This window comes from Tardiphaga sp. GW821-FHT12E02, from assembly GCF_058807155.1.
Genome location: NZ_JBXAQK010000001.1, coordinates 5,741,824 through 5,759,653 on the forward strand (window position 1 = coordinate 5,741,824; position 17,830 = coordinate 5,759,653).

Sequence of the window (17,830 nt, forward strand, 5' to 3'; positions counted from 1 at the left end):
CTCCTCACGTCAGGCCGCCGACTGGGACGCTGCCCCGTCGTCACCGGTGGCGACGAAAGCGTCACTGAAGAAGGCATCGCGCGGCAGGCCCGCTTCATTGAGAAAGTCGCGCCGGGCGGCATCGATCATCGCCGGCGCGCCGCAGGCATAGACCTCGAGCGCCGCCATGTCGGGATAATCAGACAGGACCGCCTGATGCACGAAGCCGGTCCGTCCGGTCCACGATGAACCTGGACTGGAAACGACCGGGGTATAACGAAACCACGAATGCACCGCAGCCCATTCGGCCAGCAGGTCGGTCATGTAGAGATCGGACTCGCGGTTGGCCCCCCAATAGAGATGGATCGGCCGCGTCTCGCCAAGACGGATGACGTTCTCGATCATGGACTTGATTGGCGCAAAGCCTGTTCCGGTCGCGATCAAGATCGCTTGGCGGCCGGCATTTTCGCTGAGCGCAAATTCCCCATAGGGCAATTCGATCTCCAACGTGTTCGCTTTGGCGAGATTTGCGAGCACGCCTTCGGAGAACTTTCCGCCAGGGACGTGGCGAATATGCAATTCGAGCTCGTCATTCTTCTGCGGCGAATTTGCCAGCGAATAGTTACGGCTGTCGCCATCCGCCATCATCACGCGCAGATACTGCCCGGCATGAAAGATCGCGCGGCGACCGATGGGAAGCCGCAGATGAACGACAGCCACGTCGGCGGCAGGCCGCTCGATCTTGCGCACTTTCGCAGCGAAGATCTTGCGTTCGATGATGTCAGCGGAACGGATACGCGTCGGTGCGACGACGAGATCGCTTTGCGGCCGGGCCTGACACAGCAAGACATCCTGCGCCGGTCCAATACATGCGCCCCGCCCGCGGACGACCGCTTGCCCGGCGACGAGCCCTCCCGCACATGACGAGCAGACACCCTTGCGGCATGAATATGGGATCGCATAACCGGCGCGCTCCGCAGCATCGAGAACCGTTTCATCCTCGGCGCAGTCGAAGCTGATATCCTTGTCCGCGACAGAAATCAGGAAACTCACGCAGTTTCCTCCCGAATGATTGAGTTGTTGGTTGGCAGCCGGATCGCAGACGCGACCCGACTCGCATCGTCACAGAGGGAAGCCGAGCAGCGTGTCGATATAGCCGCTGTCGAGCACGACGATCCGCTTCAGCAGCTTTGCGTCGTCACCTGCCACGCGGTAGCGGTCGATATAGCGCCCCGTTGCGAACAGATCGGTCGGCCCCTCGCGCGTGATGCGCGCCACCATGAATGGAGTCTCCGAATCCAGCTCGTCGCCTTCGATGTCCCCGATATAGGGCTGGCCGAGAATGTGCCGATAGGAATGCCGCTCATAAACATTGGCCTCGAGCAACGAGAGGATGCGATCATGCAACATCCCTTTGCTGTCCATCCACATAAGCCCGGCCTCGAGATTCTGGCTGTGATTGTCGGCCGTCGTGATCTTGTAGAAGCAATCGTCGGCGAAGTAGTCGGGCCAGGCAGTGCAATCGCCGTCGTCGATCTCCCGCACGTAACGCGCCTGCACCATCGAGATCAGCGCCATCAGTCGATGGCGCTCCTGCATGTCGCTCATAGACCCATCCTCTCGCGGTATTCCTTCCAGAAGCCGCGAATGGCAGCCTCGGTGATGCGGTCATCACTGCTTTCGATGGAATAGCCGCCCATCGCGAGCACAGCCTGTTCATCCTGAGATCCGGCCGTGCCACGCTGGACGAAGCCGCCGATGCAGCCGTCTTCCATCGAAACATAGCCACCCGGGCCAACCAGGTTCGACTGTTTCATCCGGATCTTGCGTTGCTCCGGCGTATCGTCGTCAAAGCCGAAGTAAGTCCATTTCAGATGCATCTGATCCGTGCCGCGCGGCAGGATGGTCCTGACTGCCAACGCGTTCTGGATCTGCTGCAGCACAAAGTTCGGAAACACCGACAGGATCTGGAGTGTGGTGTCGTCCTTGAATTCCTTGAAATTGCCGAGCAACGACATGTCCGACAGCTTCAGGTCGGACTGCGAGCGAATGTTCTGCTGGGAATAGACATCCTTGGATTTCGCGGCTTCCGCTTCGCGGTCGACTTCGGAATAGCTCGCATGCGAGCCGCCGCTTTCATTGACGACGATGCCTCCGCGCTGTGACAGCCGGTTGAGTTCGAAGGTCGTGAAGAATGTATGCAGGATGCTGGCGTGATAGCTATCCTTGGTGTTCTCGACGTAGAGCTTCCAATTGTTGGGAAGGATCTGCGTGAAACGACCGAGCACGACAGGCTTGCGGCCCTCCATCACCCGCGCGATCCGCGCGACGAGCTCCGGTCCGATATAGTCTTCGAGTTCCTCGGCGTCTTCGTCGAAACTACCAAAGACAAGGCCATGCAGGACGACGACCCGGAGCTTGCGTGGCCCGCGGTCTGACATGCAGAAATCCTTCGCGATGCCCCCCTTCCCGCCGAGTCCGTCCTTGAACGCAATGCCGATCAGGTCGCCCTGAAGGTTATGGCTCCAGGCGTGATATACGCAGGTGAAGTCCTTGACGTTGCCGCGATCCTCAAGCGCCAGCAGCGACCCGCGATGCGCGCAGCGATTTTCGAATGCGTATAGCTCGCCATCACGATCGCGCGTGACGATGACCGGCGTTTCGCCGACATGCACGGCGACAAAGTCGCCTGCCACTTGCAGCTCGACTTCGAGGCAAAGGAAATTCCATGTCGGACCGTGAAACAGCACCTGCTTTTCACGCTCGAACAAATCCTTGTCGCTGAAAGCCCAATACGGGACGCGGCGGATTTCTTCTTCGTCAGGCCAATCAGACCGACTTGCTTCGATGCGAGTGTGCTCGTTCATCCCGCTCTCCATGTTGTTCGTTATTCGAACATCGGCCGTTATTCGACTTTTCCTTTATAAGCGGGTATGAGATGTGTCAAGTTCTTAGAAATGTTCGAAATGCGGACACTCGCAATCACCATGCGCATAAACGCGGGCGATGCAGCCGCTCCTCAGCGAAAGATCGCGCGAAGATGAAACTGGTTTTTATTTCGGGAAGCAGTCATGTCGGATCGACCAACTGGAAGCTGGCGCCGGCGGCAGCGAAGATCGCTCAAGGTTGCTTCGATCATGTCGAGCCGATCGCGCTCGATCCCGCGCAAATCGATCTGCCGAGCTTTGAACACCAGAGTTCGCACGAAACGCCGTACGAGGTGCTGCAACTCAAATCGTTGCTCGCCTCTGCCGACGGCTACTTCATCAGTTCGGATGAATACACCGGCGTGTATTCATCCGTTCTCAGAAACATGGTGGGCTGGCTGAGGCTGGCCGACGCCGACCAGCGGACGCCGTTTTATAATAAGCCAGTCGCACTCTGCGGAATAGCTGGTCGTGGCGCTGGCGGCCTGCGCGGTCAGCCTGCACTGCAACAGTTTTTCCGGGAACTGGGAGCGACGGTCATCTCGCAACAGTTCGAACTCGGCTCCCTTGACGGGCCGTTCGATGTCGCGGGTCGATTGGCTGCAAAGATCAGGAAACAGCTCATTGACGGCTGTCTGTCCAAATTGTGCCTGCCCGCGGGATAGACCTTCCCGCTTTTCGGAGAGCGCTTAATCCTTGACCGCCGTCTTTCGTCTCGCCGTTCCCGCGATTTGGCGTTTGATGCCGAAACAGCGCTCTTCTAGGCGAGCAGCGCATTCGCGCACCACGTCGAGAAACTCACTGAGAAACATTTTCCGATCGACTCTTGCCGAATAGGCGCTCACGCTGACGGCCGCCACGATCGCTCCATCGATGTCGCGAACCGGAACAGCCAGTGCGCGCATTCCGATTTCAAGTTCCTCATCGCTGATGGCGAAACCGGAAGCACGGCTGTCATCGATCGCGTCCAATAGCCGCTGCGGTTCAACGATTGTCTTGGACGTCCGGCGATGCAATGGCTCGCTGCCAATGATCGTGCGGATCTCGTCGTCTTGTAGCTGGCCCAGCATGACCCGGCCGGTCGCGGAGCAATAAGCAGGAAGCCGGGCACCTATGCGGACACCGGTCCGCACGATATGCTCGGCTTCGGCACGCGCAACGAAGATGACGTGGTCTTTTTCAAGCACTGCGAGAGATACGGACTCGTTCAATCGGTCACGGCCATCGCTCAACACGTCGCCGCTCGCTTCAATGAGTTGATCACGTATGCTTCCTGGCTGGCCGAGGTTGCGCAGCCGGGGCAACGGCCTGAACTCGCGCCCGACCCGCTCGACATAACCCAGTTCAGCGAGCGTCAACAGGCAGCGGCGCGCTGCTGCGCGGGTAGCGTTGGCAGCCCGCGCCGCATCCGCGACACTCTGCGCTCCGCGGGACGACAATGCCTCGATAACGGCGAGGCCTTTTGCGAGCCCGCCCATCCCCTCCGCCTGACGCGCGGTACTCGCACGCGTCTGCGGCGTGGATTTCTCCGATGGCATAGCCGAAGGTCCATAAGCCAAAATGGCTTAATGCGTTCGGTATACGAACAGCCGGATCGGTGTCAACTCGCCGCAACGCAGGGCGGCGGGCTAGATGGCACACCAACCGCCGTCTTGCACGAAGACTTGACCGGTGATAAAAGACGACGCATCGCTGGCCAGTAAAACCATCAGACCCCGCAATTCTTCCGGCCGGCCGCGCCTTGCCATTGGCGTTCCGCGGAGAATGGCCTGGTCGAAAGCGCTGGTGGTTGCGGCAGCCGCCGCCGCGCGTCGCCGCGCACCAAGATTGGTTCCTTGATGCCATCCCGGTGCAATCGCGTTGCAACGAATATTGTCGCCGGCATATTCGGCCGCGACTTGTCTGGTCAGACCGATAATCGCTGCCTTCGTTGCGTTGTAGCCGGCCGAGATTCCCGGGACACCGGGATAGAAACCGGTCAGTCCCATGATTGAACTAATATTGACGATCGACCCGCCGCCGCCGCGAATCATACTGGGGAGAAGCGCCCTGGTGCACCGAAATACGCCATTGAGATTGACATCGATCGCTGCACTCCAGGTCTCGTCATCCATCTCATGAAGGCGCGTCGGCGCACCGGCAATCCCGGCATTGTTCACGAGGATATCGATCGATAGCCCCCGCTCGTCCACCTCCCGCGCGAAACCTCCGATCGACGCCTCATCGGCGACATCGACGATCCCCGCAAAAGCTTTGCCGCCGGCTTTCGAGATAGCGGTCACCGTATCCTGCGCGCCTGCGGCGTCCCGGTCGAGGCAGTGGACTTCCGCGCCATATGCGGCCAGCACGGATGCAAACATTCGCCCGAGCCCCGAGCCTGCCCCGGTGACGACGGCAACTCGACCGGGAATATCGAATATCTCGCGATGGTTGGAAGCGCCTGCAGTCATTGGTCGGCCTATTCCTTCTCAAAGGGACTATGAATTCCGGTCGAAGCCGGGTCGTGGGATAACGTCCATCATCTTCCGCGTGACGCCGCCGTCCACGACGAGATCCGCTCCCGAGACGTAGTCCGCGCGGTCGCTCGCAAGAAACACCACAGCGTCGGCGATATCCCGCGGGGATCCTATCCGCCCCCTCGGCACGAGCTTTTCCCGTGCGCGCAGCACGCCATCAACGGCATAAAGCACGTCCGTCATCGGTGTACGGATTAGACCAGGACTAACTGTGTTGCTGCGAATGCCGATCTCGCCCCATTCGACCGCCATCTGCTGGGATAGCATCAGAATCCCCGCCTTCGACGCGCTGTAGGCCCCGCTGAAGCATTGCGGCGAATGCGCTGCGATCGAAGCGATATGGACGATAGATCCGCCTCCAACAGCGACCATCTGCGACCGGAATGCCTTGGCGCAGCGCAAATAGCCCGTGAGGTTGAGCGACAGATTTGCATTCCAATCGTCCAAGGACACCGTTTCCAGCCCAGACGATCGCATCGTTCCTGCATTGTTGACCAAGATTGCCGCTGCTCCGAGCCCGCTTTCATCCGGCCTATCTGTTCGAAGTGACCACATCGCGCCCCGATCGCTTGGCGTGCTCCACGCCGAGCTCCTTGACGGCCTTGAGGTAGTGCCGCACGCAGGCATAGTCACCGGCCTGGCTCATATTCGGGAAAACATCCTTGCCGAGCCGTGGCTTGACCCGGCTCATGAAGCTGCGCGTGCGATCGTCCAGATCCCAATAGAAGGTCTCGGTCAGTGACAGCCCTTTCGCGACCGGCAGACCCATGCTCATCACATCGGTGATATAGCCGACCATGGCCGCCATGCGCGTGCCGCTGCGATCCAGCCCGAATTCCTGCGCCTGCTTGAGGCAATTGATCAGCTCGCTGCCCGAATTGGCGAAAGCCACCACATTCGCGCCACTCGACTGCGCCTGCAGCAGGAATGACGAGAAGTCTGCAGTCGATCCGAACGGATAGCGGACCGAGCCGAGAACCTGCCCGCCCGCAGCCTTCACGAACTTGGTCGCGTCCGCCTCGGCCGCATGGCCGAAGGCATAATCGGCGGTGACAAAGAACCATTTATTGCCGCCGGTTCGGACCAGCGATGTCGCGGTGGAATGGGCGAGACACCAGGAATCCCAGGCCCAGTGAACCAGATTGGCGCTGCAGTCCTTGCCGGTGAGGTCCGAACTCCCCGCCGTCGTGACAAGCCCGACCTTGTCCTTGCCTTCGATCAGATGCTTAGATCCAAGCGCGATCGAACTGTTGCCGACATTTTCGATGACATCGACACCGTCCTGATCGAACCATTTACGGATGATTCCAAGCCCGACATCCGCTTTGTTCTGATGATCGGCAACAAGCACCTCGACCCTGATGTCGCGGTTCTCGGCCATGAATTCTTCGACGGCCTGCTGCACGCAAGCGACCGTAGTCGGCCCCGAGACGTCGCGATAGACGCCGGACATATCGGTGATGACGCCGATCCGGATCGTGTTGTTCGACTGGGCGCGGGCCTGCCGGTGCGACAGGATCGCACCAGCCGCAAGGCCCGCCTGGACAAAGCTGCGACGGCTGATGTTCATGTGTTTCTCCCTGCTTTTGTCGTTCTGTTTTTGACTGTTGCGGACGCTAGGGCGCAAGACCCGCAAGATGGCGTCCGGTGATGTAACCGAACGTCATATTGGGTCCGAGCGTGATCCCGGCGCCTGGATAATTGCCGCCCATGATGCTCGCCCGATCATTGCCGACGGCATAGAGCCCCGGAATTTCGGCGGCGTTGGCATCCAGCACGCGGCCGACCAGATCGGTGGTCAGGCCATCGAAGGTGCCGAGATCGCCCATCAGCAACTTCAGCGCGTAATAGGGCCCTTTGCCGATCGGTGCGACATTCGGATTCGGCTTATGCTCGGCGTCACCGAGGAAGCGATTGAACGCCGTGGTGCCACGCCCGAATTCGCGATCGACGCCCTGTCGAGCGCCCTCATTGTAGCTGCGCACCGTTTGCTGCAGGGCTAGGGCATCGACGCCAATGGCTCGGGCCAGCCCATCGATCGTCGCAGCGCTTTTGAGATAGCCGTTGCGCAGATAGATGCCGATCGGCACCGGCGCCGGCTTGGCATAGCCGAGACCGTATTTGCGGATCGTCGCGTGATCGCAGATCAGCCACGCGAATGTCTCGCGGCCGGCCGATGCCTGCGCGATCATCGCTTCACCCGTATCGTGATACGAATTCGACTCGTTGGCGAACCGCTCGCCCTCGCCGTTGACAGCAATGATGCCCGGCTTGTAGCGATCGACGAGATGGGGGAATACGCCGACCTTGCCGCCGCCGAGCGGCACCTTCGACACCGGCATCCACGCTGCGGCATTCGGAAAGCGGATGTCGCAGACGCCGCCGACGCTTTCCGCCAGACGGACGCCGTCCCCGCTGTTCGATTCCGGTGTCGGCGACAGATGTTCGCCGCCGCGCGCGATATGCGGATAGGCGCGCGCGATGCGAGCGGCATCATGCGGAAAACCGCCGCACGCAAGAACGACACCGCGGCGCGCCGTGATCATGTATTCGCCGTCTGCATCCTTCACCACGACGCCGGTCACGCGCGCGTCTTGCCGCGCCATCGACACGGCTTCAGTGCCGGTGAGAAGCGGGATCTTGAGGTCGAACACAGTCTTTGCCAGCCGAGCGACAAGCGCGTTGCCGCTGGTGATCTGCACGCCGCGGCGATAAAGCGCCAGATCCTTCAGATGGCTGACCAACCGCTTGGCGACATAGGCAGCAGATTTCAGCGAACGCGTTGCCCGGAAGAAATGCTTGAGATCCTCGTTGGAGGAATTGAACATCATGCCGATGAAGGTGATGGTCGAGAGCGGCGGCTTCAGGCGCTGCAGCTCATTGCCGAGCTTGCGAGCATCGAAGGCCGCCGCCGTGACCGAGCGGCCGATATTGGCGCCGCCATCCACATCGGGGTGATAGTCTGGGTAGCCAGAAAGGACGAACTTGGCCTCGGTCTCGCGCTCGAAATACTCGAGCATGCGCGGGCCCTCATCCAGAAACGCATCGATGGCGGCTTCATCGAAGAAATTTCCGGTTTCATTGCGCATATAGGTTTTGGCTGCGTCCCGGCTATCCTGCACGCCGGCTTTCCTGGCGTGATGATTGCCCGGAATCCACAGCACGCCACCGGAAAAGGCGGTGGTGCCGCCATAGAACGGCTCCTTCTCGATGACGAGAACGTCAAGGCCGCCTTTCTTGGCGACAATGGCGGTCGATAATCCGCCGGCGCCGGATCCGATGACCAAGACGTCGCATTCTCGATTTCGGTTGCTGGTCTCCACGAGCTCATCCCTTTTGTTCGGGCGTTAGCGGACCGCCCCTATCGTTACAACCAGTCTAGGACCCGCGCGCTGCGGATCAAATGGACGAACTCCACAAACTTATTGTACTTTTCGTAAATCGCAGCTGCCGAGCCATGCCTGAGACGCCTGCCCATGATTCCGCATTTTTACCTCTATGAAGAAGACGCGCCGCAGCTGGATCCGGCGTTTCTGCATATCGAGCGGATCAATGTGCGCAGCAGCCGGCACGATTGGACAATTCGTCCCCATACGCATCCTCATCACCATCAGATCCTTCTGATCTCCGATGGCGGCGGGCGGCTTTATGTCGAAGATGCGGTGTTCACATTCCATCCGTCGTCGCTCCTCGTCATTCCCGCGCTGACCGTGCATGCCTTCGCCTTCGAGAAGGGCACCGACGGTTTCGTCATCACGGTCTCGCCGGCATTGCTGCGCCGTGCGGCCGATGACGACGACGACGCGCTCGACGGCTTCGCCGAGCCAAATCATTTTTCCCGCGCTAGGCTTGGCGATGTCGCCGCGCTGACCAAGATCTTCAGTTCGCTGCAGCAGGAATTCGTCTGGTCGGCGCCGGGGCGGCGCGCGGCGATCCGCAGCCTCATCCTGCTGCTCGCGGTTCAGGTTAGCCGGCTGCGCGGGCGACGGAAGCTGGACACGCGGCCGGAGACGACATCCGTTCAGACGGTCGCGCGCTTCCGCGCGATGATCGAACAATATTACCGGAAGCATCGGCCACTCTCCTTCTTCGCCGACCAGCTCGGTATGTCCACCGCGAAACTGAACGGGCTTTGCAGGTCGGTCAGCGGGCAATCCTCGCTGCAACTGATCGAGCACCGGCTGATCCTGGAGGCCAAGCGCAGCCTGCTCTATTCCAGCATGAATATCGCCGAGATCGGGGAGGCGCTCGGCTATGCCGATCCCGGCTATTTCAACCGTTTCTTCTCCCGCCATGCCGGCATGTCGCCGGGCCAGTTCCGGCGCACCGCGGGGCAAGGCTTCACGGTCGTAACGTCGTCCGCATGAAGGCGGCAACATCGGCGATGGCGGTTTCCGTGGTCGGAAATTTCACGCCCATCGTCAGGAAGCCGTGAACCTGGCCGGGATAATGTTTGCAGGTCACCGCAACGCCGGCGTCGCGCAGCTTGTCCACATACGCGCAGCCTTCATCCGACAGCGGATCGTAACCCGCGGTCAGAACATAGGCCGGCGGCAGGCCGGACAGATCCGCCGCGCGCAGCGGCGACGCGCGCCAGTCCGACTGCTGATCCGCATCCGAGAGATATTGCTCGCGGAACCAGATCATGGTCTTGCCGACAACGGGCAAGCCTTCTTCCGCGATACTGTGAGAGGGGAATGCAAATCCCAGATCCGTGACCGGATAGACCAGGACCTGGCATCGCAGTGGCTTCAGCCCGTTATGTTTGCGATGCAGCGCCACGACGGTCGCAAGATTCGCGCCCGCGCTGTCGCCGCCGAGACCGATGCGCGCTTCGTCGACGCCGAGTTCGGCGGCATGCGCCACGGCCCAGTCCACCGCCGCGATCGCATCATCCACCGCAGCGGGGAATTTGTGCTCAGGCGCCAAGCGATAATCGACGGACAGCACGGCGGAGCCCGCGGCGATCGCCAGTCGGCGGCAGAGAATATCGTGCGAGTCGAGATCGCCGAGAACCCACCCGCCCCCATGGAAAAACACCAGAAGCGGCAGAGACGCGTCGCCGCTCGGACGATACAGCCGGCCCTTGATGGAATTGCCCTGAGCGGCGGCGATCGTCAACTCGCGGACGGCGTGGATCGACGGCGGCTCGACTGCAGCGGCCTTGCGGGCAGCTGCCATCGCCGCACGGGCCTCCTGCGGCGAGAGGGTTTCATATCGCGGCGCGCTGATCGCGAGAAGGCGGGCGACAAGCTCGGCACTGTCCTGATCGAGTGGCATCTTCGATGTTCCTGATCCTCTATCGCGGCAGTCCAAGACCGCGGGTTGCGACAAGCGTGCGTTGGATCTCGTTGGTGCCGCCGCCGATCGTGTAGAGCAGCGCGTCGCGAACGGCATATTCGAAGCGCCCGGCGACATGTGCGGAGGCCGGTCCCGCCCGCAGCGAGGCACCAGCACCGAGGAGATCAAAGGCGGTCTCGGCAAGATGCTCCATCAATTCGCTGGCATAGATCTTCAGCATCGAAGCCTGATGCACCGGCGGCGCATCGGATTCGGTCAGGCACGCGACCTCGACCGCAAGCAACCGCGCGGCTTCGATTTTCACCGCGAGAGCGGCGATCGTGTCACGCACCAGCGGATCGGTGCGCATCGACCCGGCCGCGATGTGCCCCACTAACTGATCGAAATAAGACCGTGCCCTCGCCGCAATTCCGGCTAGAACGATGCGTTCATAGGCCAGCGCATCGGTGATGACCTTCCAGCCGCCGTTGACCTCGCCGATCAACGCATCCTCATCCAGATGCACCGCATCGTAGAAGACGACATTCGAGCGATGGTCATTGAGGCCATGCAGCGGCTGGATCGTCATGCCGGGCGCATCGAGTGGCACAATAAACACGCTGATCCCGCTCGCCCTCGGATCGGCCGGATTGGTGCGCGCTGCGAGCCAGCAGAAATCCGCATAACCGGCCGTGCTGGTATAGAGCTTCTGGCCATTGATGACCCATCCACGCGCGGTCCTGGTGGCGGATGTCTTGATTCCGCCGAGGTCGGAGCCATTGTCCGGCTCGCTATAGCCGAGCGAGAAACAGATCTCCCCGCGGCCGATGGCAGGCACGTAACGCTCGCATTGCGCTTCCGATGCGTGGTGGATCAGCGTCGGCGCAATCATGCCCGCCGATGTGTAATGCCATCCGATCGGCGCCTCGGCATAGGCGACCTCTTCCTCGAAGACGAGCCGCTCCAGGGCGGACCGCTCGGCGCCGCCCCAGCGTTTTGGCCAGGACAGGCTAAGCCATCCCTTGCGCCCCAGCTTCTCACTGAAGGCACGATTGGCGAGCTTGTGATTGACCGGTGCCGAGCCGTCGAAAGCGGCATGATCCGGCGTCCAGTTATCGGCCAGCCAAGCGCGCACCTCGTCGCGGAAGGCATTTGCGCTCGGGCCCAGATCCAGATCAGGCAATCGTAGCATCGACATCGTCTCCAGCGCAGTCAAATCGGTCCCAGGACGAGATCGGCTATCTCGCGGCGGGCCTCATGGAGCCCGCCGAGGCGAACCAGATCTCCATGCACGCGGCGGAAATGCCGCGGCATCTCGTGATCCTCCCAGAATGACACGCCGCCAAAACCATGATGAAGTTCGAGAACCACATCGCGGAGGGTGCGTGCCGCCGATGCGACCGCAACAGCAGCCGGATAGGCTTCAAAATCGCTGCGGGCGAGATCGACGCTCCCACCGCGCTCGATGGTCAGCCGGCACGTCTCGATGACGGTCAGGATATTCGCCATCTTGTGCTGCATAGCCTGATAGGAGCCGATCTTCTTGCCGAACTGACTGCGTTGCTTGACGTAATCGACAAGAAGTTCGAACCCGCGCGTCGCCGATCCGAGCGCACGCGCGGCCAACAGCAATCGCGCAAGCGACGCAAAACTACGGATCTCTCGCGTCGCGGTCGTCGCCGATCCGGCAACGCCATCGAAGTCGACCTCGGAAAGCGGCGGCCGAGATAGGCCAGGGGTCGGTGAAATACGGACACCCGCTGCAGAGCGATCGAGGATGACGAAACGCCGCTGCTCGACCTCGGTGATGACCGCAAAATCCGTCGCCATATGCGCGTTCTCGACAAAGGCCGCATGTCCGCTGGTACCAGCGTCGCCATGAAACGCGGGAAAGACCCAGACCGCGATGCGCTCGCCGGCATGGACGGCGCCGATCAGCGCCGCAAGAGCTTGATCCGCGGTGCCCGCCGCGGACAGATTGAGCAGGAAGGCATCCAGCAGCGGCAGCGGGCACGATGCGCGGCCGAGCTCCTGCATCAGCGCGACGCACATCATCAGAGCCTGTGGATCGGACGGATCACTGCCGATGGCCGTGAAGCCCTGCTCGGCCAATTCCTTCCACAGGCGTCGCTGCGCTTCGGCGTCCGCACTCGCCGATTCTGCGTTCTCCGCCGGCCAATGCCGTCCGAGCAGACGTCGCATGGCCTCCTTTGCCAGGACAACATCCTCTGATAGCGAAAATGGGTTGATGCTCCGCTGCATGCCGTCGCTCTAGCTGTTGGTCCAGACCGGGCGGCGCTTTTCAGCGAAGGCTCTCGGGCCTTCCTGATAGTCCTGGCTTGATCGCAGCCGTTGCACGGCAGGTGGCTCGGCACGTACAAGATCGGGAAATTCAGACGACAAAGCGACATTGCGCGCGACATGCTTGGTCGCCCGCAATGCGAGCGGCGAGCATTCGAGCAGTTGCGCCGCCCATTCCTTCGCTACTTCCAGCGCCGCCCCCGGCGCCGCCAGTGCGGTGACGAAGCCGAGATCGAACGCTTCCTTGGCCGACACGCGCCGTCCCGTGAGCAGAATGCCCATGGCGCGCGGCAGCCCGATCGCCTTGGGCAGATATTGCACGCCACCGGCAAGGGCCGCGAGACCGACACGCGGCTCTGACAGCGCGAAGAAGGCATTCTCCGCAGCGATGATGATGTCGGTGGCGAGCGCCAGTTCGAAACCGCCGCCCATCGCGATTCCGTTCACCGCAGAGATCACCGGCTTGTCGAGATCGAACCGGGTGGTGAGGCCAGCGAAGCCGGACGGCGGAAACTGCCGCCGGCCGCCGATCTTGGCATGCGCCTTCAGATCGTTGCCGGTGGAAAATGCGCGGTCGCCGGCACCGGTCACGATTGCTACCCATTGTTCGGGATCCTGCGCAAACGAAGTCCAGACGCCGTCGAGTTCGAGATCGGCCTCGTAGTGCAGGGAGTTCATCACGTCGGGACGATCGATGGTGACGATCGTCAAATGTCCCTGTCGTTCGACACGGCAATAATTGAGCTTCGATTCCATATCTTCCTCCCGTTATTGACGACCGATCACCAGGGCATCGAGTGCCTCGATGCGATCGCCCGCCGCAACGAGCGGATTGACCTCGAGCGTTTCCATGGTTTCCGGCAGCGCCATCGCCGCATCGCCGATCGCAACGATCACCTGCGCGAGTTTCCTAATATCGACCGGCGGCATCTTGCGATATCCCGACAACAACTTGGCACCCTTGAGTTCGGCGATCATCTCGACCACCTCGTCCTCGGACACCGGCAACAGCCGCAAGCTGCTATCCTTCAATATTTCGACGAATACGCCGCCGAGGCCGACGGCCAGCACCGGGCCCCATTCCGGATCACGCGTGATGCCGATCAGAAGCTCGGTGCCGCCGCGTCGCATAGGCGAAACCAGCGCGCCATCGATCGTCGCGGACCGCGACGCTGCGCTCACCTTGGCGATCATGTCATCAAAGGCCTGCGCAACGCGAGCAGGCTCGACATCGAGGACGACGCCGCCGACATCGCTCTTATGCGCGATATCCTTGGACGCGATCTTGAGGACGACACGATCGCCCATCCCCGCCGCGGCCTGGTGCGCCGCCGACGCCGTGGCCGCGAGCACCGTGGGCACGACAGGAACGCCGAATCCCGCGAGGAACTGCTGCGCTTCGAATTCCGTCGTCGGCAATGCGTCGATGACGCGACCGGTAGGCTTGCGTTCGACCTTACGCGCGCCTTTTGCCGCCTTGTCCCACCAGCGCATCGCGCGCGCCATCGCAGGGACGCCCAGTTCGAGACCGCCGGACACATAGGGCACGCCGAATTTCGCGATCACTTCACGCCCCGACGCACTCACCGCCTTCATCGCACTGGCGAGGACGATGACGGGCTTCGACGCATCGCGCGCGCCAGCGCCGATCGCTTCCAATCCCGGCAGCGAGAACGATGTCGTATCATCGTCGCCGGTCGGCACCTCGAACAGATAGCACACCAGCGAGACCGCGGGATCGTCGGCGATCGCCTTGATCGCATCGGTCATCATCGACGGGGTTTCGGTGGCAGCGCCGGTCAGATCGAGCGGATTATGGGCAGTGCCGAAATCCGGCAGGATCGCCTTCAGCTTGCTCATGGTGACGTCGGCGAATGTCGGCAGCGCGATACCCTCGTCGCTGGCGAGGTCGGCCGAGATTTCGCTGAGACCGCCCGAGATCGAGATCAATCCGACGCCGCCTGCCTGCAGCGCACCGGCCTTCGCCATCAGATCCGCCGTGACGGTGAGTTCCTCGATGGAGCGGACGCGGATAATGCCCATTTGGCTGCTCAGCGCATCGAACACCCGGTCATCGCCCACCAGCGCACCGGTATGCGCCTGCGCGGCCTTGGCCGTGATCTCGCTGCGGCCGACCTTGAGGACGATCAGCGGCTTGCGCGCGGCGAAGGCCTTCTCCGCCGCTTTCCTGAACGCAACCGGGTCGCGGACCGATTCCATGAAGACGCACAGCACATCGGTGGCGGGATCATCGACCAGATAGTCGATGCCCGATGCGACGCCGAAATTCACCTCGTTGCCGGTGGAGATGATCGCGCTCAATCCGACGCCCTGCTGATGCGCGAAATGCGCCATCGCATTGGCCACCGCTGCGCTCTGCGAGACGATGCCGATATGCCCGGTGATGGCCGGCAGCCGGAGCGTGCCGGTCCAGATCGCGGCCTTGGCCGAGAAGCTGGCAAAGCCCAGGCAGTTCGGCCCCACAATCGTGATGCCAAGCGCATCCGCACGTTTGCGCAAATTGTCCTGCAATTCGCGGCCGCTCGGCCCTGCTTCGGCAAAACCCGACGACAGCACCACGGCGAAGCGGATATCCGCCGCCGCCAGATCCTCCAGCGCATCGGCAAGGCCGACCGCCGGAATCAGAAGCAATGCGACATCGACCTTCTCCCCGATCGCGGCGCAGGATGTCGCCGCGGCCTGGCCCAGCACCTCGCCACCGCGCCGATTGACGACATGCAGCTTGCCTTCATAACCGAGCGCATCGAGATTTCGCTTGGCCATGCGGGCCCAGCGCGACTTGTCGCTGGCGCCGACCAGAACGATGGAGGATGGCCTGAACAGGCGATCCAGCGGATGGGTCTTGGTGTTCGATTGATCCATGGTCAGCCCCTTTTCAAACAAGCGTCTTGCCGGCGTCGATCAGAACCAGTTCATCGATGACGATGCGGTTCACGCGCCCGGCGAAGTTCGCCATATCGGCCGCTGCAGCCTGGCCGGCCGGCGACGCGTAGGCCTCATCCATATCGCTGCTGCTCGCAAAATGAAGCGTGGCGAAGCCGTCGAACGGCGTGCCGTCCGCAGCGCACGGCGCGTCACCCGCATCGAAGAAGGTGACCGCATATTTAATCACCTTCGGCATCGCGAGAAGGATCGGCGCGTGAATGTCGCGCCGGTGTCGCCTGAAATCGGCCACCGGCATTCCATCCTTTCGCGCGAGAAAGCTTATCCGCTTGATCAGCGTTGCCTCTCACGACGACGCGCACGGGGCAAAGATGTTCTTGCCCTCGACATGCTTGACGACACCGGGACGCCCGATCGAATCCGACACTTCGAGCGCTGCGAACACCGCCGGATCGACGGGCGTATTGGCGACGAAGCGCCGGTTGTCGTTCGCCTGCCGGCCGATAACGATGCCGGCTTCGGCGCCGTTCTTGCCATGCACGACCGTGTAGGTTTCGATGGTCGCCTCGCCGCCGGCTTCGGCGACCAGCGGCACCAGCGGCAAAGCATCGATGGCGCGCTGGGTGGCCCGCGAATCCGACGTGGTCCACGGGGCTTTCGGCTGCGCTGTCGAATAGAGGCCCGCCGCATGTTTAGTCAGCAGACCGCCGTTGGCGGTGATCAGTCCGTAGCTTCCCGGAGCACGCCGCAGCCGCCCCACCATTTCGGCGATCGCATGGGTGACATAATTGTTGCCGGGGCCGCCGAAGAACGGAAGTCCGCCGGTGACCGTGAGCCCGCGCGGATCGGTGGCGCTGATCTTCATCTCGTCGGCAGCGACCTGGATCGCCGAGCCGAAGCAGCTATAGACATCGAAGAAGGCGACGTCCTGCAGGGAGACGTCCGTCGTACGGAAAGCATCCGCCACGACGCCGCGGATCGCCGGCGACGTGCTGAGCGACGCGCGCTCGGAGACGAACCACTGATCATGCGCTTCGCCCGATCCGTGTAGATAGACGCGGCCGACTTCGGGAACGCCGAGCTCATCGGCCTTGGCGGCCGAACAGACAATGAGCGCGGCGGCCTGATCGACATAGACATTGGCCGTCATCAGTTTCGTATAGGGGAAACCGATGACCGGATTCGCCGCCGTCACGGCCGTGATCTGCTCTGCGCTGTAGCCCTCGCGGCGGGTAGCGAACGGGTTCTTCGCCGCCACATCGGCGAACGGCGCGAACAGGTTGCCGAGCGCCGTCCAACGCTGCGCGGCGGTCTGCTTCTTGGCCCCGCGCAATGCCTGCTCGAACAGCGCGTACATCGCGATCGCCGACCGCATGCCGTGCTTCACCTCCTGCTCGGAATAGAGTTCGGACGGGCCACCCAATTCGTTCGGCAATTCCGGCGCGGCTTCGCTCCAGTCGAGCTGCAGGCCTTCGCGGCGCGCCGCGAGCTGGGTGCGCAGCGCTTCGGAACCGACGATCAGCGCAAGCCGGCTGCGTCCCTCGGCGATCTGCTCGCATGCGCGCGCGGTCAATGTCTGGGGCGTATCGCCGCCCTGCGGGGCGTAGATGAATTCCGATGGCGTCGCGGCAATCCGCTTGGCGACCGACCATGGCGCATTTTCGAGCCGCCCGAACGGCGACCGGAACGCCGGCACGGTGTCCGAGAACGACCTGACCACCACCACCGAATCGACATCGCTCAGGAAGCTGCACTTCGCCGCAGCGTTCACTTCGGCCGCACGCGCGGCATCGACCATCAGTTGCAGCGGCGAACGCGCGATGCTCGCCGCCGTGGTGGTGTCCGTGATCTGGCTGACCCCGATGATGACCGGCAGCCGCGATTTATCCAGCATGACCATTGCTTCGCCTCTCCGAAATTCTA

The 17,830-nt window shown here is 62.1% G+C and carries 17 protein-coding genes; 2 read left to right on the forward strand and 15 right to left on the reverse strand.

Annotated features, from left to right (window positions below; translation table 11 throughout):
* Nucleotides 1-9: 9 nt before the first annotated feature.
* The 3 genes from AC1RQ5_RS26985 to AC1RQ5_RS26995 all read right to left on the reverse strand — a co-directional run bounded on the left by AC1RQ5_RS26985 (nt 10) and on the right by AC1RQ5_RS26995 (nt 2,846).
* Nucleotides 10-1,032, reverse strand: a complete 1,023-nt coding sequence (locus AC1RQ5_RS26985) for a 2Fe-2S iron-sulfur cluster-binding protein (protein ID WP_493203113.1) — start codon at nt 1,030-1,032, stop codon at nt 10-12.
* Between the two features lie 69 nt (nt 1,033-1,101).
* Nucleotides 1,102-1,587: an aromatic-ring-hydroxylating dioxygenase subunit beta gene (locus AC1RQ5_RS26990; protein WP_493203115.1), complete on the reverse strand. Its 486-nt coding sequence runs from the start codon at nt 1,585-1,587 to the stop codon at nt 1,102-1,104.
* Entirely contained in the window at nt 1,584-2,846 is a 1,263-nt protein-coding gene (locus tag AC1RQ5_RS26995) for an aromatic ring-hydroxylating dioxygenase subunit alpha (RefSeq protein ID WP_493203117.1), read from the reverse strand. Before AC1RQ5_RS26995 ends, AC1RQ5_RS26990 begins: the two co-directional genes overlap by 4 nt.
* Before the next feature lie 173 nt (nt 2,847-3,019).
* Here AC1RQ5_RS26995 and AC1RQ5_RS27000 point away from each other — a divergent pair, with 173 nt between their 5' ends.
* Nucleotides 3,020-3,571, forward strand: coding sequence for an NADPH-dependent FMN reductase (locus AC1RQ5_RS27000; RefSeq protein WP_493203118.1), 552 nt, complete (start codon nt 3,020-3,022; stop codon nt 3,569-3,571).
* A gap of 24 nt (nt 3,572-3,595) precedes the next feature.
* On the opposite strand, the gene AC1RQ5_RS27005 is transcribed toward AC1RQ5_RS27000, so the two are convergent.
* The 5 genes from AC1RQ5_RS27005 to AC1RQ5_RS27025 form a co-directional block, all read right to left on the reverse strand.
* On the reverse strand, nt 3,596-4,384 hold the full coding sequence (locus AC1RQ5_RS27005; RefSeq protein ID WP_493203120.1) for an IclR family transcriptional regulator domain-containing protein: 789 nt from the start codon (nt 4,382-4,384) through the stop codon (nt 3,596-3,598).
* A gap of 150 nt (nt 4,385-4,534) precedes the next feature.
* Nucleotides 4,535-5,356, reverse strand: a complete 822-nt coding sequence (locus tag AC1RQ5_RS27010; RefSeq protein ID WP_493203122.1) for an SDR family NAD(P)-dependent oxidoreductase — start codon at nt 5,354-5,356, stop codon at nt 4,535-4,537.
* Between the two features lie 27 nt (nt 5,357-5,383).
* Nucleotides 5,384-6,049, reverse strand: a complete 666-nt coding sequence (locus AC1RQ5_RS27015) for an SDR family NAD(P)-dependent oxidoreductase (protein ID WP_493203590.1) — start codon at nt 6,047-6,049, stop codon at nt 5,384-5,386.
* Nucleotides 5,955-6,992, reverse strand: a complete 1,038-nt coding sequence (locus AC1RQ5_RS27020) for an ABC transporter substrate-binding protein (protein ID WP_493203123.1) — start codon at nt 6,990-6,992, stop codon at nt 5,955-5,957. The genes AC1RQ5_RS27015 and AC1RQ5_RS27020 overlap by 95 nt, the downstream gene beginning before the upstream one ends.
* 46 nt (nt 6,993-7,038) lie before the next feature.
* Nucleotides 7,039-8,709, reverse strand: a complete 1,671-nt coding sequence (locus AC1RQ5_RS27025; RefSeq protein WP_493203125.1) for an FAD-dependent oxidoreductase — start codon at nt 8,707-8,709, stop codon at nt 7,039-7,041.
* A 189-nt stretch (nt 8,710-8,898) separates the two neighbouring features.
* On the opposite strand from AC1RQ5_RS27025, the gene AC1RQ5_RS27030 reads away from it, so the two are divergent.
* Nucleotides 8,899-9,789 carry a helix-turn-helix domain-containing protein gene (locus tag AC1RQ5_RS27030; protein WP_493203127.1) on the forward strand — a complete coding sequence of 297 codons (891 nt, stop codon included), beginning with the start codon at nt 8,899-8,901 and terminating at the stop codon, nt 9,787-9,789.
* Here AC1RQ5_RS27030 and lipP1 read toward each other — a convergent pair.
* From lipP1 to AC1RQ5_RS27065, 7 genes are all read right to left on the reverse strand, one after another.
* Nucleotides 9,764-10,702, reverse strand: coding sequence for a LipP1 family hormone-sensitive lipase (gene lipP1, locus AC1RQ5_RS27035; protein WP_493203129.1), 939 nt, complete (start codon nt 10,700-10,702; stop codon nt 9,764-9,766). The two genes, AC1RQ5_RS27030 and lipP1, sit on opposite strands and share 26 nt — an antisense overlap.
* Nucleotides 10,703-10,721: 19 nt before the next feature.
* Entirely contained in the window at nt 10,722-11,894 is a 1,173-nt protein-coding gene (locus tag AC1RQ5_RS27040; RefSeq protein ID WP_493203131.1) for an acyl-CoA dehydrogenase family protein, read from the reverse strand.
* A 20-nt stretch (nt 11,895-11,914) separates the two neighbouring features.
* The gene (locus AC1RQ5_RS27045) at nt 11,915-12,904 is read right to left on the reverse strand and encodes an acyl-CoA dehydrogenase family protein (RefSeq protein ID WP_493203133.1); all 990 of its coding nucleotides are present in this window, start codon (nt 12,902-12,904) and stop codon (nt 11,915-11,917) included.
* A 69-nt stretch (nt 12,905-12,973) separates the two neighbouring features.
* Nucleotides 12,974-13,759 (reverse strand): enoyl-CoA hydratase-related protein, encoded by a 786-nt coding sequence (locus AC1RQ5_RS27050; RefSeq protein ID WP_493203135.1) that lies wholly within the window; start codon nt 13,757-13,759, stop codon nt 12,974-12,976.
* A 12-nt stretch (nt 13,760-13,771) separates the two neighbouring features.
* Complete coding sequence (locus AC1RQ5_RS27055) at nt 13,772-15,886, reverse strand: acetate--CoA ligase family protein (protein WP_493203137.1); 2,115 nt, start codon at nt 15,884-15,886, stop codon at nt 13,772-13,774.
* Between the two features lie 13 nt (nt 15,887-15,899).
* The gene (locus AC1RQ5_RS27060; RefSeq protein ID WP_493203592.1) at nt 15,900-16,244 is read right to left on the reverse strand and encodes an EthD family reductase; all 345 of its coding nucleotides are present in this window, start codon (nt 16,242-16,244) and stop codon (nt 15,900-15,902) included.
* Between the two features lie 9 nt (nt 16,245-16,253).
* Nucleotides 16,254-17,801 carry an acetyl-CoA acetyltransferase gene (locus tag AC1RQ5_RS27065; RefSeq protein ID WP_493203138.1) on the reverse strand — a complete coding sequence of 516 codons (1,548 nt, stop codon included), beginning with the start codon at nt 17,799-17,801 and terminating at the stop codon, nt 16,254-16,256.
* Between the last annotated feature and the right edge of the window lie 29 nt (nt 17,802-17,830).

What these genes read in the sequence shown, in the direction of transcription:
- AC1RQ5_RS26995 (WP_493203117.1), bottom strand. Translation starts at nt 2,846, where the DNA reads ATGAACGAGCACACTCGCATCGAAGCAAGTCGGTCTGATTGGCCTGAC.
- AC1RQ5_RS27020 (WP_493203123.1), bottom strand. Translation starts at nt 6,992, where the DNA reads ATGAACATCAGCCGTCGCAGCTTTGTCCAGGCGGGCCTTGCGGCTGGT.
- lipP1 (WP_493203129.1), bottom strand. Translation starts at nt 10,702, where the DNA reads ATGCCACTCGATCAGGACAGTGCCGAGCTTGTCGCCCGCCTTCTCGCG.
- AC1RQ5_RS27055 (WP_493203137.1), bottom strand. Translation starts at nt 15,886, where the DNA reads ATGGATCAATCGAACACCAAGACCCATCCGCTGGATCGCCTGTTCAGG.
- AC1RQ5_RS26990 (WP_493203115.1), bottom strand. Translation starts at nt 1,587, where the DNA reads ATGAGCGACATGCAGGAGCGCCATCGACTGATGGCGCTGATCTCGATG.
- AC1RQ5_RS27045 (WP_493203133.1), bottom strand. Translation starts at nt 12,904, where the DNA reads ATGCGACGTCTGCTCGGACGGCATTGGCCGGCGGAGAACGCAGAATCG.
- AC1RQ5_RS27005 (WP_493203120.1), bottom strand. Translation starts at nt 4,384, where the DNA reads ATGGGCGGGCTCGCAAAAGGCCTCGCCGTTATCGAGGCATTGTCGTCC.
- AC1RQ5_RS27050 (WP_493203135.1), bottom strand. Translation starts at nt 13,759, where the DNA reads ATGGAATCGAAGCTCAATTATTGCCGTGTCGAACGACAGGGACATTTG.
- AC1RQ5_RS27000 (WP_493203118.1), top strand. Translation starts at nt 3,020, where the DNA reads ATGAAACTGGTTTTTATTTCGGGAAGCAGTCATGTCGGATCGACCAAC.
- AC1RQ5_RS27040 (WP_493203131.1), bottom strand. Translation starts at nt 11,894, where the DNA reads ATGCTACGATTGCCTGATCTGGATCTGGGCCCGAGCGCAAATGCCTTC.
- AC1RQ5_RS27065 (WP_493203138.1), bottom strand. Translation starts at nt 17,801, where the DNA reads ATGCTGGATAAATCGCGGCTGCCGGTCATCATCGGGGTCAGCCAGATC.
- AC1RQ5_RS27030 (WP_493203127.1), top strand. Translation starts at nt 8,899, where the DNA reads ATGATTCCGCATTTTTACCTCTATGAAGAAGACGCGCCGCAGCTGGAT.
- AC1RQ5_RS27015 (WP_493203590.1), bottom strand. Translation starts at nt 6,049, where the DNA reads ATGCCTGCGTGCGGCACTACCTCAAGGCCGTCAAGGAGCTCGGCGTGG.
- AC1RQ5_RS27010 (WP_493203122.1), bottom strand. Translation starts at nt 5,356, where the DNA reads ATGACTGCAGGCGCTTCCAACCATCGCGAGATATTCGATATTCCCGGT.